The organism is Pseudomonadota bacterium (genome assembly GCA_027624955.1).
In the GTDB taxonomy this organism is placed as follows: Bacteria; Pseudomonadota; Alphaproteobacteria; order UBA828; family UBA828; genus PTKB01.
Window position 1 is genome coordinate 1 of the sequence record JAQBTG010000011.1, and the last position, 15,854, is coordinate 15,854.

General features: G+C 59.5%; 15 protein-coding genes. 4 read left to right on the top strand and 11 right to left on the bottom strand.

Annotated features, from left to right (window positions below):
- The 9 genes from O3A94_05965 to O3A94_06005 form a co-directional block, all read right to left on the bottom strand.
- Nucleotides 1-1,762, bottom strand: a 1,762-nt coding sequence (locus O3A94_05965; protein MDA1355800.1) for a N,N-dimethylformamidase, incomplete at its 3' end; no start/stop codon positions are given.
- A gap of 85 nt (nucleotides 1,763-1,847) precedes the next feature.
- On the bottom strand, nucleotides 1,848-2,138 hold the full coding sequence (locus O3A94_05970) for an ABC transporter permease (protein MDA1355801.1): 291 nt from the start codon (nucleotides 2,136-2,138) through the stop codon (nucleotides 1,848-1,850).
- Nucleotides 2,139-2,241: 103 nt separating this feature from the next.
- Entirely contained in the window at nucleotides 2,242-3,051 is an 810-nt protein-coding gene (locus O3A94_05975) for an ABC transporter permease (GenBank protein MDA1355802.1), read from the bottom strand.
- Between the two features lies 1 nt (nucleotide 3,052).
- The gene (locus tag O3A94_05980; protein ID MDA1355803.1) at nucleotides 3,053-3,964 is read right to left on the bottom strand and encodes an ABC transporter permease; all 912 of its coding nucleotides are present in this window, start codon (nucleotides 3,962-3,964) and stop codon (nucleotides 3,053-3,055) included.
- A gap of 1 nt (nucleotide 3,965) precedes the next feature.
- A complete protein-coding gene (locus O3A94_05985) occupies nucleotides 3,966-5,042 on the bottom strand; it encodes an ABC transporter ATP-binding protein (GenBank protein ID MDA1355804.1) in 1,077 nt (358 codons plus the stop codon).
- Between the two features lie 142 nt (nucleotides 5,043-5,184).
- Nucleotides 5,185-6,390, bottom strand: a complete 1,206-nt coding sequence (locus O3A94_05990; GenBank protein ID MDA1355805.1) for a PotD/PotF family extracellular solute-binding protein — start codon at nucleotides 6,388-6,390, stop codon at nucleotides 5,185-5,187.
- 216 nt (nucleotides 6,391-6,606) lie between these two features.
- Entirely contained in the window at nucleotides 6,607-7,923 is a 1,317-nt protein-coding gene (locus O3A94_05995; protein MDA1355806.1) for an aspartate aminotransferase family protein, read from the bottom strand.
- A gap of 37 nt (nucleotides 7,924-7,960) precedes the next feature.
- Nucleotides 7,961-9,310: an aminotransferase class III-fold pyridoxal phosphate-dependent enzyme gene (locus tag O3A94_06000; protein MDA1355807.1), complete on the bottom strand. Its 1,350-nt coding sequence runs from the start codon at nucleotides 9,308-9,310 to the stop codon at nucleotides 7,961-7,963.
- Nucleotides 9,311-9,427: 117 nt separating this feature from the next.
- Nucleotides 9,428-10,207, bottom strand: coding sequence for an SDR family NAD(P)-dependent oxidoreductase (locus tag O3A94_06005; GenBank protein ID MDA1355808.1), 780 nt, complete (start codon nucleotides 10,205-10,207; stop codon nucleotides 9,428-9,430).
- Nucleotides 10,208-10,351: 144 nt separating this feature from the next.
- On the opposite strand from O3A94_06005, the gene O3A94_06010 reads away from it, so the two are divergent.
- The 4 genes from O3A94_06010 (at nucleotide 10,352) to O3A94_06025 (ending at nucleotide 13,947) form a co-directional block, all read left to right on the top strand.
- The gene (locus O3A94_06010; GenBank protein ID MDA1355809.1) at nucleotides 10,352-11,500 is read left to right on the top strand and encodes an amidohydrolase family protein; all 1,149 of its coding nucleotides are present in this window, start codon (nucleotides 10,352-10,354) and stop codon (nucleotides 11,498-11,500) included.
- A 3-nt stretch (nucleotides 11,501-11,503) separates the two neighbouring features.
- A complete protein-coding gene (locus O3A94_06015) occupies nucleotides 11,504-12,295 on the top strand; it encodes an N-formylglutamate amidohydrolase (GenBank protein MDA1355810.1) in 792 nt (263 codons plus the stop codon).
- A gap of 190 nt (nucleotides 12,296-12,485) precedes the next feature.
- On the top strand, nucleotides 12,486-13,016 hold the full coding sequence (locus O3A94_06020; GenBank protein ID MDA1355811.1) for a flavin reductase family protein: 531 nt from the start codon (nucleotides 12,486-12,488) through the stop codon (nucleotides 13,014-13,016).
- A gap of 79 nt (nucleotides 13,017-13,095) precedes the next feature.
- The gene (locus tag O3A94_06025) at nucleotides 13,096-13,947 is read left to right on the top strand and encodes an alpha/beta hydrolase (protein MDA1355812.1); all 852 of its coding nucleotides are present in this window, start codon (nucleotides 13,096-13,098) and stop codon (nucleotides 13,945-13,947) included.
- Between the two features lie 2 nt (nucleotides 13,948-13,949).
- On the opposite strand, the gene O3A94_06030 is transcribed toward O3A94_06025, so the two are convergent.
- Together O3A94_06030 and O3A94_06035 are read right to left on the bottom strand one after the other, a co-directional pair.
- The gene (locus O3A94_06030; GenBank protein ID MDA1355813.1) at nucleotides 13,950-14,243 is read right to left on the bottom strand and encodes an antibiotic biosynthesis monooxygenase; all 294 of its coding nucleotides are present in this window, start codon (nucleotides 14,241-14,243) and stop codon (nucleotides 13,950-13,952) included.
- Between the two features lie 67 nt (nucleotides 14,244-14,310).
- Nucleotides 14,311-15,849, bottom strand: coding sequence for a serine hydrolase (locus O3A94_06035; GenBank protein ID MDA1355814.1), 1,539 nt, complete (start codon nucleotides 15,847-15,849; stop codon nucleotides 14,311-14,313).
- Between the last annotated feature and the right edge of the window lie 5 nt (nucleotides 15,850-15,854).

Consider the following 15,854-nt stretch of genomic DNA (forward strand, 5'->3'; position numbering starts at 1 on the left):
CGTTGCGCCGCCACAAACCGCCATATTCGCCCGAGAAGCTGAAGTAATATTCGCCGGTGCGCGCTTCCCAGGTACGGATACCATCCTCGTTGCGCCTGACCTCGATCACGCCCGGTACTTCGCTATGATACTGGATGCGCCAGTACCAGCCGTTGGCGCCGAGATACATCAAGCGGCCGCCGCGCTGCTGATAGGCAGCCATAGCGTCCCACATTTCGATCGAGTGATATTCCGGATGGCTTGAACTGACGACGACGGCGTAATCCTCGATCGCTGAGAGACCCTCATAATGCAGGTCCTCATCGGTGATCACGTCATAGTCGATGTTCATGGCTTCGAGCCAGTCGGTGATATGGGTATCGGCGTTGAACTGCCAGAGCGTCGATTCCGTTGCGCCGATCCAGGCCCGGTGCTTGGGCCGCATGTTAAGAATCGGGCGGAGGCGCGAGGAATAGCAAACGCCCGAGCCGTCGGAATGAGAATCGTAGCAAGAGCCGCCATATTCGCGGTGCTCGTTAATAAACAGATTGAACTTGTCGAGCTGCACCAAGCGCCCGGCCATGAGCTGGCCAACCGGAGAATCGGTGTTCATATGCTCGTTTGCATAAGCCTGGTAGCTGGCACTCGGCATGAGATAGAGCACCTTGGCGGTCGGCTTACCGCGCGGCGCGCGCACCGCAAATGGAATATGGTCTTCATCTTCTCCGGACCGGAGGCGGGCGGCATAGACGCCGCTTTTCATGCCTTTCGGAATGGTTAGTTCGAAATCAACCTCCCAGCCGGCGTCATAGATATCGTCGTCATGGAAATGAATGGCGCCATATTGCTCAGGCGCATGAGTCCAGTTCATTTCGGCGCCGGTCCAGTTCCAGCCGGTCATGGCGCGCGCTGGCAAATTGACGATCTCGCCATGCAGCAGGTTGGCGGACGCATCGCTCACTTTCAGGCCCTTGATGTCGGTACTGAAGTCCCACGCGGCGATTACCGAATTGCCGAGCTCGGCCGTGACCGGCCATGTTTTCAGGCTTTCCATTTCGGTCGCGCTGAGGGCGCGGTCAGAGACCCGCGGGCTGTCGATCTTGCCGTTGTAATGGCCGCCGCAAACGGTGCGGCCATTGTCGACACTCTTAAAATAGCCAGCCATGGTGAGCGGCGCATCATGGTTGGGTACGCGGCCGACTGTGGATTTCCGCCGCACCGTGGCGCGGTCGTTCCTGGTTTCATAGCCATGTAGCGGTTCTTGTACCAAGGTCACGGTTTTGCTCTTGGCGTCGTAGCTGGCGGCGACAAAATACCATTCCCGGGCAATCAGCGGCTTGCCAGTGTTGATGGTTTCAATCTTTCCCTTGCCGTTGCCGAGGCACAGCGCGATCGAACCGTTTTCCTTGGTGATGATCAGGGCCGCGCCGGCTTTGTCCTTGTCGCGCCATTTGGAGATGATCGCCTGGGTGCCGAGTTCCGGCGTGGTTGGCCAGATGAAGGCCTGCATGGTGAAGCTTTCGAGCCCGTCGAGCATGTCACTGGCGCCGATTTCGACGAACGAGCCGGCATGAATGACTTGCTTGCGGCTTTTGTAACTGCCGTTGGCGGCGGTCTTGACCAGCTTTTCTTGATATCCCGGGCCGTCTGGATTTTCGTCACCGCAGATTACGCGGACGATATCGGCGCGGTAGCGTTTGCCGGCTTCCGAGTTGACCATGAATTTTATGGTCTCGCCGGGCGCGACGCTGATTTTATCGGCATAGCCGGTGATCTTCATCATGATAATTTCATTCCCTGACCAGGGCGGGCGGACCCGCCTGAAGGTGGCGTGATGGGTGAGGAGCGCAGAGGTGTGCGGAGCTGCGCTAGGACAACGTCTCGCCGCGAAGCTGCTTCCAACGCTTTTTGAAGACGTACCATTCGGCCTCTTCCAGGTTGGTAAACTTCTTGTTGAGCATTTTTACTGGTTTGCCGCGTACGCCGGAGGTCATGGCGAGCTGCCATTCGCGATTGGCCCTGATGCTGACCAGACAATATTTGTCTTTCATCGGCTGGCCGCGCAGCTCGTTCAGGATGACCTGCAACTCGGTGCTGTGGTGCCCGATGGGCGTCTTGCGAAATTCCTCAATCGCCCGGCTTTCAACTTCGTTTGGCATGTTTCAGTCCCCTATTTCTTGAACGGCCGATGTTGCCGATCAGCTTAACATCAGAAATATCATGGATACCAGCCGACTCATTCGCTGTGTGTCTCTTGCCTGCCTAGGCCCGCTTTTGCGCGCGCCGCCGTTGCACGATGAGGAACATATATCCGACGAACAGGATGATGATCGAGCCATAGACCGAGAACGCGCCCATGGTCGGGATCATGGGCGTGTAACTACTGCTCATCTTGGTATAAAGCCACTCCGTCACCGTGCTGTCAGCGCCGGTGGTGTAGGTGGAAAGTGGAAAATTACCCCACGACAGTAGAAAGGCGAACAGCGCGCCGGAGAACAGGCCGGGCGCCAGTGCCGGCAGAGTGACTTCGCGGAACACTTGAAGGCGGTTGGCGCCGAGATCAAAGGCAGCTTCTTCCTGGCTGACGTCGAAGCCGTAAACCTGGATGGAAATCACCAGGGTGACGATCGGCACGATCCATACCAGATGCGCAAATACGGCGGCTTCCCAGGTTGGCAATACGCCGACATAGGTGAACCACAGCAGCAGTGCGAGGCCGAGGACAGCCTGCGGAAAAAAGATCGGCAGCATGATCAGGCGCTGATAGAAAACGCGCCCCTTCCAATCGTAGCGTGCGAACGCCAGCGCACCGAAAAAGCCCAACACCAAGGCGATGACGGCAACGCTGCCGGCGACGTAAAACGACGTCACATGCAGGGTTTCGGTCAGATTGGCGTTTATCGTTTGTTCATACCATTTGAGGCTCCAGTCCTTCACCGGGAAGCGAAAATAGCGCGACTTGCCAAAAGAGGAGATGATGACGCCGGCGATCGGGATGAAGAAAAATACCAGGATCACGCCGGTCCAAACGATGATCAGTGAGTTTACCCAGCGCTTGGCGCGGTGTTCCACGTCACTTCCTCCCGAGTAATCGGTCGAGATCGAGACGGCGCATAATGAAGATCACCAGGATGCCGGTAATAGCGATGGCGAACATCGATATGGCGGAGCCAAGCGGCCAGTTCTGGGCATAGGTGAACTCATGCTGAATGGCATGGGCAACAACAACGATATTGGCGCCGCCCAACACTTTGGCCTCTGAAATAGCGCCGACGGCAAGCACAAACGTCAAGAGCGAGCCGATCAAAATTCCCGGCATGGCAATGGGCAGTTCGACCTCACGGAAAATCTGCCATCGGTTGGCGCCGAGGTCGCTGGCCGAGTCCATTTGGTCTTTGGGCACCAGCGACAGGCCTAATGTGGTCGGAAACAGTGTATAGGGCAGGTAGACATAGACCATGCCCATCAGGGTTGTCCCGTTCGAGTAGAGCAATGTTCCGGTGTCGAAGCCGAACAGCGACTTGGTGGTGCCGGCCAGAATGCCGCCGCCCTTCAGAAGTATGAGATACCAGCCGAACAGGCGGACATTCTCGGAAACGAATAACGGGATGACCAGAAGCAGCATCACCGGAGCCGCCCATCGGCCGAACACCCGGGCCAGGCCGTAAGACACCGGATAAGAAATCATCAGGCAGCACACCACGGTCGCGGCGGCGAGCCCGAACGACCACAGAAACGAAATGTAGTAACTGTCCGAGAGGATGTGGACGTAATTGTCGACCGTCCAATCGCCGTGGAATCCGAAAGTGCGCTCGGGGACAAAACTAAATCCAAGAACGATGATCAGTGGGCCGACGAAGCCAATCAAGAAAAATAGGAGGACCGGAGTAGCGGCGAGAAAGCCCGGCTGGCGCAGCCACTGGCCGAAAAGTCGTAGCGTACTCGGCTGCGGAAGCGGCGTAGGGGCGCCTAGCGTCGACGCCATGTCAGTCGTTTACCAGGACGCTGTCTTTGACGTCCCAGCCGATAATGACATCATCATTGACGTTGCCGCGAAACGCCATTTCGCGCAATTTCTCGACCACCAGCATCTGGCCGGCCGTGCGCACATGATATTGCACTCTGCTGCCCATGGCGTATTCGTTGAACAGCGAGCCTTTGATGTGGTTGTCGGCTTCAGATGGGTCGTCGAGGAAGCGCATCGATTCGGGACGGATGACAAGATAGCCGGTTTGTGTGCCGTTGGCAGAGGTCGCGGGTGACGGTCCGACGAATTGCGCGCCGAGATCAGGACAGTCGAACTTGCCATCGTCGCCAGCCTGTACCGGCAGCGTGTTCACCTCGCCCATAAATTCTGAGACGAATTTGTTGAGCGGCTGGGTGTAGATATCGTCTGGCGTGCCGATCTGGATCAACCGCCCTGATTGCATGATGCCGATGCGGTCGCTCATCACCATCGCTTCTTCGAGCGAATGGGTGATGTAGACGAAGGTCTTGCCGGTTTCTCTGTGCAGATCCTTCAATTCCACTTCCAGGAGCTTGCGCAATTGGTAATCGATCGCCGACAAGGGCTCATCGAAAAACATGATGTCCGGGTCCGAGGCCAGCGCCCGGGCTAGCGCCACCCGTTGGCGCTCGCCGCCTGAGCATTTGGTGACGCCCTTGGCGTAATATTCCTCCGGCAGGCGCACGACCTTCATCAGTTCATGCGCGCGCTCGCGCCGAGCGGCGCGGCTGACGCCGCGCATCTTCAGCGAGAATTCGATGTTCTGGCCGACCGTGCGGTGATTGAACAGCGCCAGCGACTGAAACACCATGCAGGTTGGACGCTTGTTGGCCGGCACGTCGTTGACCCGGTTGCCGCGCAACAGCAAATTGCCGGCGGTCGGCTTGTCGAGCCCCGCCAGCATGCGCAGAAGCGTCGTCTTGCCGCTGCCCGACGGACCGACAATGGTAAAGAATTCACCGTCGACAATATCGAGCGAAACGTCATTGACGGCGAGCAATTTGCCAAACTGCTTGGTCACATTTTCGATGCGAAGAATAGGCCCACCCTCGGCCATCAATTCAGCTCCTGCTCTTCATAAGCGTGACGCGTATTAGTCATGAAATGCATGCCCAACCGGCGACGGGAAACGAGCCGCGCGGACACCACATCCGCGCGACTCTTTTACCTGTACGTATCGCCAGTTCTTGTTGGAGGGGTTAGGCCTTTTCCCTCAATGCCGCCGTGTAGATGTCGTAGAGCCGGTTGTAGTCGGGCACCACGTCATATTCCACCGCATTTTCGATGCGATAATCGAACTCATCCCATTGGAAGGAATCGAGCTCTTCCTTGGAGAATTTGGCCAGCACTGCCGGATCCGACAATTGGCCGACTGGCAGTAGGAAGCCACCGGCGGTGCCGACATAATAGGAAGTATCCGGCTGCAAAATATACTCCATCCAATCGAAGGCTTTGGAATGGAGATTCGGGTTGTTGACCACCGAATTGAGCTCGATCCAGTTGATGCCGCCCTTGCCGTCGGCCGGGCCGCTCCTCGGCGTGACATGATAGACATTGCTGAGGCCGTCGAGACGGGCCGCCGAAACCGTATAGGTGCCGCCGCCGAAATACAGATCGATTTCGCCGTTGATCAGGGCCAGATTGATGCCGACGAAATCGTCGGAGATCAATTTCGCGCCGTTGATCCAGCGCCGAGCGGTTTCCTCGAATTTGACAACTTCGGCGTCGCTTTTCATCTTGAACGGATGCAGCCCGGCGCCCATGCATATATGCATGATATTCCAATTGTCATAGGCGAGGATGCCGTAGCGGCCCTTCATGTCGGGATTGTTGAAAAGGTCCCAACCTTCGTCCTTGCCCATTTCGGCCGAGATCACGTCGGTGTTGACCACGAAGTCGAACGTGTCGACACGTTGACAGACGCCGAGCAAATGCTCCTCATCCTGGCTCATCGCCCATTTGTATGGGGCTTTGAACATCGGCAGCATCTTGTCGAAATAGGGCTCGAAGCGTGCCCGATCGAGCTCGACGATAAGGTCTTCAGGCCACATTATTTCGCGCGCCCAAGGATTGTTGAGATTGATGATATCCCAAATCGCGGTTTGCCCGGCTCTGAGCTTGTTTACTGAATCCGGATCGGAGGTGTGCAGCTCGTATTTGATGTCGGTCGCGTGTTGGTCGGTGAATCCGTCAAGCACGCGCGGATCGACATAGCCGTCCCAGGTGAGCATCGTGAGTGCGCGATCATCAGCGGCGGATGCCATGCGCGGCAGTCCCATGCTGGCGCCCATAGCCAATGCGCCCGCGCCCGCGCCCATGCCTTTCAGCACATTGCGCCGTGACGGTCCCGCGTTGCGGATCGGATCGTTGTTCACCAATTGCTTTAAAAGCTTTTCGTTTTCCATTTCGTCCTCCTGTTGGAATCTCAGATTTATATTTTTCGTTGCTCTCGCGTCGTCGCGCGCCGTCGATCAGGCTGAATGTTTCGTAACGCGCGTAAAACGCCAAATCTCTAAATCAGCGGTTAGCCGCCATGTTATACGCCGCATTGAAGCATATATACCCGCATTGCACACGCTGTTTTCCGGTGGCGTATGTTTTCAGAGTGGTCGTTTGCTCCCTCACCAATTCATAAAGGCCTGGACGCTTTCATCGGAGACAACGCCGTTGGCGACATCACCCAAAGCGCGGTCGATAATGTCGAGCCCTTCTTCGATCTCCGCTTCGCTGACGGTAAGCGGCGGGGTGATTTCCAGCACATTTGCATCGAGCCCGACATAAATAAAATTGGCGCCCAGTTCATAGGCGCGGTAGATCACTTTGGCAGTCGTCGTGGCGCTGACCGGCGCGCGTGTTTCGCGCGAGGTGACCAGATCGACGCCGATCGCCAGGCCGCGCCCGCGCACATCACCGATCATTTCGTGGCGCTCGGCGAGCTTGGTGAAACCGGCGCGCATCTTGTTGCCCATGTCATCGGCGCGCGCCGCCAGGTTTTCTTTGATGATCGTCTCCAACACCGCGCCACCGACTGCGGTGCACACCGGATTGCCGGCCGTCGTTTGCATGGCGAAGGCGGCGGCGTGATCGAGTATGGCCGCCGGGCCGATCATCGCCGACAGCGGCAAGCCCCCACCCAGGCCCTTGCCGAAGACGATCATGTCGGGCTCCAGCCCGTCATGTTGATAGGCGTGTAGCTTGCCTGAGCGCCCGAGCCCGACTTTTACTTCGTCCAGCACCACCAGAATGCCGTGCCGCTGGCAGCGTTCCTGTAGCGCCAACAAAAATCCCTCAGGCGGCACGATCAATCCGCCGTCGGAAAGAATTGGCTCGATGAAGACTGCCGCCACTTGATCCGGCGGGCACGTCGTCTCGAACTGGTAGTCCAGCATGGCGAGCACTTCAGCCGGCGAAAAATTCGGCCGGTAGGCGTTTGGATAAGGCAGCAACACCAGGCCGGGACGCGGCAGGCTGTGCGTCATTGCGGTATGGCCCGATATGCTCATCGAGCCGGCGAGGCAGCCGTGATAGGAGCCGATGAAAGAGATGAAGCGCCCACGCCCGGTGGCGGCAGAGGCCACGCGCATCGCCGCATCGTTGGCGTCGGAGCCGGAATGGCCGTACCAAACCTTACGCTCACCTCTGCCCGGCGTGACCGCCAGCAATTGCTCAGCCAACGCCGTGGCCGCTTCGTTCGGGATCATCAACAAGCTCGCGCCGGCCATATCACTTGCGGCTTTGACCATTGCTTCGACCACCGCCGGGTGGCCATAGCCGAGGCTGGCCGCGGTGGCGGAAGCGGAAAGATCGAGAATCCGCCGGCCGTCTTCATCCTGTAGATACGAGCCGGCGCCGCCGGTGGCAGCCAGGGGGTTGAAGCGCAGCGTCTGAATCTTGGCGATCACGGCGGCGTCGCGCGCCACCAGCGAGTTCTTGTCCATTTCCGTGCTTCCGCGCTTCCGCGCCGGCGTTTCCCGCTTAACCCAGGCCTCTGTCCTTGGTCTCCGCAATGATCGCCTTTTCCAGCGTATCGACGCAGGTATCGAGTTCCTCGCGGCTGGCGATATAGGGCGGCGACATTTCAACCGCTGTGCCTTCCTCGCCGATCAGCACACCCATGTCGCGGCAGCGATGCACGATGTTCTTGATGGTCTTGTCTTTGAACGGCGCCTTGGTTTTTTTGTCGACCGTGAAGTCGACGCAAGTCCACATGCCGAGGCCGCGAACATCGCCGACGATGGGGAGTTCCCGCAAGCGCTGCAATTGCTCAAGAAAATAGGCGCCGTTTTCGCTGCTCTTGCGGATTAGGTCATTCTTCTCAATGTAATCGATGGTCGCCAGGCTGGCGGCGCAGGACGCCGGGTGGCCTTGATAGGTCTGGAGATGCGAGTAAATCGGCAAGGTGTCGGCGATCTTCTGTGTCACGGTCGAGGCGCCGAGCGGGCAATAGCCGGCGGTGATCGCCTTGGCGGTCGACATGATATCGGCCTGAACGCCCCAATGCTCCATGGCGAACCATTTGCCGGTGCGCCCGAAGCCGGTGATCACTTCATCGGCGATCAACAGCACGTCATATTTATCGCAGACCGCGCGCACCTTCTTGAAATAATCGTCGGGCGGCACCTGCGCGCCGTCGCCCTGCATGACCGGCTCGGCAATGAAGGCGGCGACATATTCCGGCCCTTCATGGATGATTTCCTGCTCGAGATAATCGACGCAGAAATCGCTCACTTCTGAGGCATCCATGCCAAACGGCGTGCGATATAAAAAGGGCGCCGGAATCCGCCGGTGGCCGGGAACGCCGGGCTCGGTGATATGACGCGTCCCGAGGATATCGGTGGCGCCGATCGCGCCCATCGTGGCGCCGTGATAGGCGTCCCAGCGCGAAATAATCTTGCGCGCATAGGGTTTGTCGCCCTTGTGGATGTGATATTCGCGCGCGAATTTGAACGAGTTCTCGTTCGCTTCTGAACCGGAGCCGCCAAAGGTTGTCGCCGTTAAATCGCCCGGCGCCAGTTCGGCAATCTTGGCCGCCAGGCGCACCGTGACATCGGCGACATGGGCGAAGGTGCCGGCATAATGCAGCTCCATCAACTGGTCGTAGATCGCTTTGGCGATATGCTCATTGGCAAATCCGAGCGAGCTGGCACGGGTATTGGTGCTCAGCATGTCGAGATAGGATTTGTCCATGATGTCGGTCATCATCATGCCCTTGCCGGACTTGAAGATGAGCGGGTCGCCGCCGAGGACGTCGGTTTTCGACACCAGCGGAAAGACGTAATGATCGAGCGCTTCGCGTGTGACGGGATCGATATTGCTAAGATCCATGGTTCGTCTCCCTGGTGCTGGGCCAATGCCGGTCTATTGCCGGGTTCTGATACCCTCTGGCGGTTTCTTTAACATGTCTCCGCGTATTGGTCTATAAAATAGACCAATAAGCTCGGGCTAAGCATCAGCCATCGCAGCCGGGCTTTCGGGAAGGATTTGCCCGCCATCGACGACCAATATCTGCCCGGTCACATAGCGCGCCTGATCAGACGCTAAGTAAAACAGCGCATGCGCAATATCTTCCGGTTCGCCGATATAGCCCGCCGGAATAATCTGGCGCACTTGTTCAAGCGCCTCACCGCCGAGCTCCACCAAACCCTCGGACATGATCGAGCCCGGGCTGACGCCGTTCACGGTTATATTGTATTTCGCCAGTTCGAGCGCGGCGCCGCGAATAAAGGCATTGGCGCCGCCCTTGGACGCCCCGTAATGGGTCAGCCCGGGCCAGCCGACGTTCGGCCCGGTGATCGAAGACACCACCACGATACGCCCCGACATCTGCTTTTTCATGTGTGGGATACAGGCTTGCGTGCCGAAAAAGATTCCCTTGAGATTGGTATCGATCACCTCATCCCACATTTCTTCCGTGAGATCGCCGATCAGCGCGTTGGGAAAGATGCCAGCATTCAAACAAAGGACGTCGATGGCGCCAAAATTATCCATCGCCGCCGCCGCCATTGCTTCCATGTCGGCCTTGATTTTCACATTGCCCTGATGAAACACCGCCGTGCCACCCTTGGCCGTGATTTCGTCCACCACTTTTTGCCCGGCTTCGGCGCTGCGGTTCACCACCAACACCTTCGCCCCGTCATCTGCGAACACATGGGCGATGCCGCGGCCAATACCGCGCCCTCCGCCGGTGACGATGACCGCTTTGCCCTGCAACGTGATTGCCATTTGATTTGCCTCTCTTCGGATTCGAACAAGCGCGCAAGCTAGCATGTCGGGCGGGCGGAAAATACGCGAAGATGGATCGACAGAACCGCCGCTTTTAACGACAATCCACGCCCACGCATCGGGTGCCAATACGGGATAGCCATTATGAGCAGCGAAATCGGCGCGAAAGTCGCGCTAATCGACCACCATTGCCACGGCGTCATGCCCCACGACCTCACCCTCGCCCAATTTGAGGATTCACTAAGTGAAGCGTTCGCGCCAGCGCCCGCCGGCACCAGCCATTGGGACAAGCCGGTCGCGCTCTCGATCCGCCGTTGGTGCGCGCCGCTCCTGGATTTGCCGAAATTCGCGTCGCCCGAGGATTATGCCGCACGTCGCCTGGAGCTGGGCGCGAGTGAGGTCAACAAACGCTTCATGCGCGCCGCCGGCTTCGAAATGCTGCTGGTCGATTCGGGCAACCGCCCGGAGGAGCTTTGCTCGGTCGAGGAATTGGGCGTGATCGCCGACGTGCCGGCGCGCGAAGTGGTGCGTATGGAATCTGTGGCCGAACGTGTCGCGTCAGGCGGCGGCATCAGCGCCGCCGGTTACGCCGATGCCGTCGAAGCGGCGCTCCGCGCTTCTCTGCATGACAATGTGGTGGGCTTGAAAACGGTCATCGCCTACCGCGCGACGCTGGCCATCGATTACGTGCCGCCGGGGCCGGGTGAAGTCGCGCGCGCCGCCGGCGCCTGGCTTGCCGAGATCGAAAAAACCGGCCGCGCGCGCATCACCGATCACGTGCTGGAGCGGCATTTGCTGTGGACTGGCGCCAATATCGCGCGTGAGAAGGGCTTCCCGCTACAATTCCATATCGGCATCGGCGATCCTGATATCGAGCTCAACAAGGTCGATCCTAGCCGCCTGACGCCGTTCATCCACGAAGCCGAGGCCTGGCAATTCCCCATCACCTTGCTGCATTGCTACCCGTTCCACCGTCAGGCTGGGCTGATGGCCGAAAATTTCCCATTCGTTTATTTCGATGTCGGCTTTGTGCAAAACTGGGCCGGGCCGAGCTATCAACGCATCATGGATGAGGCGTTGGAGCTGGTGCCGTTCACCAAGCAGCTTTATTCGTCCGACGGGTTCGGTCTGTCCGAGCTTTATTACCTCGGCGCTTTCCGTTTCCGCACCAGTGTCGCGCGGGCACTGAACCGCTGGATCGATGAAGACGAATTGGCGGCCGGTGAAGCCGAGCGCATCGTCGATCTGATCGGGCGTGGCAATGCGCGGCGCATCTACCCGCTCGGTGATTGATCGATGCCGGCCGGCCTGATTGGCGCCAACGATCCGCTGCCCTTCGAAACCATCAATGAGGACGGTGAGGCGGCGCTGCTGCTGATCTGCGATCATGCCAGTTGCGCGGTGCCCGAGGCGCTCGACATGCTCGGCCTCGACGCCGCGACCGTCACCGACCATATCGGCTGGGATATCGGCGCCGCCGCGGTGACCCGGCAACTCTCAGTGCTGCTCGACGCGCCGGCGGTTCTTGCCGGCTATTCGCGCCTTCTTATCGATTGCAACCGCCCCGCCGCCGCGCCCGATCAGGTGCCGCCAGTTGCAGACGGCCGGCCCGTTCCTGGCAATCAAAACCTCAGCCCGGCCGATATCGCGGCCCGCCGGGAGGCGTTCTTCGATCCCTATCACGAGGAAATCCGCTATTTCCTGGATAAGTTCGAGACCGCCGAACGGGTGCCGATACTGGCCGCCATCCACAGCTTTACCCCGTCGATGACGTCGGATAACGAAGCCCGCCCGTGGCAAATCTCGGTTTGTTGGGACCGCGATGGCCGGGTTGCGTTGCCGATGCTGGCGGCGCTCCGCGAAGAAGGCCTCTCAGTCGGTGAAAACCAGCCTTACGGCTTTGACGAACTGTCCGATTTCGCCATTCCGGAATACGGCCTGAAGCGCGGCTTGCCGCATATCCTGGTCGAAATTCGCAACGATCAAATTCGCTCTGACGCCGATGTTGCGACCTGGGCGGCGCGCCTCGCGCTTCATCTCGCGGTGGCGCTTGGCGATCCGGCGGCGCAACGCATCGAGAAGTTCTGAACTAACCTGGCCATGGCGATTGGTCCTCCGCCGCAAGCAGCGCAGCCTCCAGCCAATGGCTCAGCAGGGCGCGCGTTTCCGCAATATTGTCGTACCGCCGCGCGCGGGTTAAACATGCTATTGAGCCCTGGATCGGCTGCCAAGGCGAGTTTACCCGGCGAGCCGCACGCCATTAATTCAAGAGGTATAGATGCCGCTGCTGGAGGATTTCGATTTTCAACCGGGCGACGGGCTTCTCAAGCAAGTCGATGCACAACTGTTTAAAGAAGGCATGCGCCAGCTCACCGCCGGCGTGACCATCGTCACCACCGCCATCGGCAGGGAGCGCCGCGGCCTCACCGCCACTGCCGTTTGTTCGCTCTCGGCCGAGCCGCCGACGCTGCTCGCCTGCGTCAACCGCGAGGCCGGCGCGCATGACCCGACCCTGCAAAGCCGCGTCTTTTGCGTCAATCTTCTGGCCACCCATCACCGCAAACTGGCCGCTCTGTTTGCCGATCCAACGAAAACCGCGGAACGTTTCGAGAGTGGCGAATGGGGCACGCTTGCAAGTGGCGCTCCAGTGCTGATGGACAGCCTCGCCAGCTTCGATTGCATCCTTGGCCAGACCATGCGCGCCGAAACCCACACCGTGCTGACCGGCCGGGTGCAGGCGGTGCGCCTCAACGATAGCCTGCGACCACTATTATATTCGCGCGGCGAGTTCGGCTCTTTCGCATCGTAAAGGCGATGCCATCCACCGGGATACATGCAGATACGGTGAGGCGTTGCCCACACCGCCGCCACATTTGTAGGAGACAAAAATGAATATCGATATTGGCGGCGTAAACCTCTTTTTCGATATCGAAGGCGCGAAGTTCGTCCCTGAGGGCCCCGACATGCGCGAGCGCCCGACGCTTGTATTGCTACATGGCGGGCCGGGCTTCGATCATTCCCATTTGATGCCGGCCCATTCTGAGTTGGCGGACGTAGCGCAATGCGTCTTCCTCGACCACCGGGGCAATGGGCGCAGCGATCGTTGCACGCCCGAGACCTGGAACCTCGCCCAATGGGGCGATGACGTTTATGAGTTTTGCCAGGCGCTCGGCATCGAGAAGCCGATCGTGCTCGGCCTCTCGTTCGGCGGCTTCGTCGCCCAGTCCTATGCCACCCGCCACCCCGAACACCCGGCCAAGCTCATACTATCGAGCACCGCGGGCACCATGCGGTGGGATCGTATTCACGACATGTTCGAGCGCCTTGGCGGCGCTGAAGCGCGCCGGCTGGCCGCGGATTTTTGGGCCGATGCCTCTAATGCGGCGGCGCTCGGGCGGTATCTGGAGACCTGCTTCCCGCTCTATAACCAGACGCCGCAAGGGACCGACATGCTCACCCGCAGCGTCATTAACGCCGATGTGCTTGGAGATTTCTTCAAGCCCGATGGCGAGGGCCACAGCTTTAATCTGCTGCCCGATCTGGCCAAGATTCAATGCCCGACCCTGGTGATGACCGGCGATATGGACCCGGTGACGCCGCCGCCGCAATCGCAAGATATCGTCGCCGCACTGCCCGACGGCCTGGCCGAGCTCCGCATTTTCAAAGGCTGCGGCCACGGCGTCGAGCGCGACGACAAAGAGGCCGCACTCAAAACCATCCGCGAATTTATCCTTAGCTAAACCTAGGCGTCGGTCTTGTTGAAATAGCGGATGGAGGGCGGGCCTTCGAGGGCTTCGACGAAAGCGCCAAGCACGCCGGTCTCCTCGCGCCAAGCGATATATTTTTCGAAATGGCCCTGGCTGTCCCAAACGCCCTCGATGATGCAGGCATCCGGGTCATCCTGCTTTTGATAAACCACGATGCTGTGGTTGCCGTCATAGCTCCTGGTATCGGGCAAAATTTCCTTGAGCTTCTCCACCAGCCCGTTGCCGGCCCCGGCTTTGGCCTTGAATTCAAGCATAACCGTGGTTGTCATGGGAGCCTCCCTGTTTCGTTGTCATCTATTCCTATTGAACCTCAGCCAAGGTCGTCAAGCAGCGTTTTTATTCTGACCGCACGAACAGAATATCCGCGACCGCACGCTCGAACGGGATGGTGAGGCCGGCGATGGCGCCGTCGCCGTCGTTGAGGAACGAAACTTCGAGATGGCTGCGCGACGTCACTGGGATTTTGACAATCTCGAAGATGTCGCCGCGGTAGGGGCGGAGCGGCAGTGTGAACTGGCCATAGCCGAGCGTCAGCGCCTGATCCTTCAGCATGATCCGCACCTCCCCATAAGCGGGATGATGGTAGGTGCCGACAAACTCCGTGAGCGCGTGTGTGGGGCCGACAGTGAGGTCACGCGACCGCGCGTGGCGGGCGGCTTTTTGCCGCTGTTGCAAATCCCATTCAAGATAATCCGACGCCACCCAATCGTTCCACGGCAGCGGCGCCAATCCGAGCAGGCGGTCGAATAGATTGCGCGTCAGGATGGTCGGCGCCGGATTGCGGTCGAGATTACTCAGCGCAACGACACCGATACCGGCATCAGGCAAAAAGGCGAGGAGGGCGACAAAGCCATCTACACCGCCGGCATGCCAGACGATACGCTGACCGCGATAGGTCGATATAAGGAACCCCATGCCATAGGCGGCAGGGCCGAGCGCCGCATGTGTCGGCGCATCGTCGAGCACGACGCGCGGCGTCTGCATAGCTTTCGCCTGGCCTTCGGATAGCAACGGCACGCCGTTATGGCGTCCCTGGTTCATGTGAAAGGCGAGATAGCGCAGCATATCATCGGCGCTGGAGTTGATCGCGCCGGCCGGCGCGATAGCGCGCATGTCGTAAAACGCCAGCCGGTGGATTTGGCCATCGCCTAATTCGTAAGGCTTGGCGTGCCCCGGGTTGTTTTCGTTCGGCGAAAAATCCGTGTGAGTCATGCCGAGCGCGGCGAGCAGGCGGCGGCGGGTAAATTTCTGCCAGCTTTCGCCGCTCAGGGCTTCGGCAATGCGCCCGGCGGCGGCAACCATCAGATTGTTATATTGCCAGGTGCTGCGGAACAGCGCGCCGGGTGCGAGGTGGCGCATGGCGTTGAACAGCTGGTCGGCGCTGAGGCCGCTGCCGTACCACAGCATATCGTGGCGTGCCAAACCGCTGCGGTGGGTGACCATGTCGCGCGGCGTGGTTTCCGCCGCGGCGAGCGCATCGGCGAGGGCGAATTCGGGCAATATGCCGCGCACCGGACTGTCCCAGTCCAGGCGGCCCTCGTCCGCCAGCAGGCCTAGGCCGGCGATGGTGAAAGATTTGGTGATCGAGCCGATGGCGAAAACCGTCTGCGGCGTCACCGCCACCCGGTCTTCCACATCGGCGAAGCCGTAACCGGCGCAATAGAGCGTTTCGCCGTCCTGGATGATCCCAAGCGCGAGGCCCGGCACCTGCCACTCGGCCATCACGCTACGGGCGAATTCATCGAACCCCGCCAGCGCTTCAGGCGCGCGTTCTCCGCCGCAAGAAGCCTGCGCCACGCCGGGCAAAATGCCGGCCAGCAGCACGCCCGAGAGGACGGCAAACAGCAAAAAGAGAACGCCGATAAAGTGGCGCATATCGC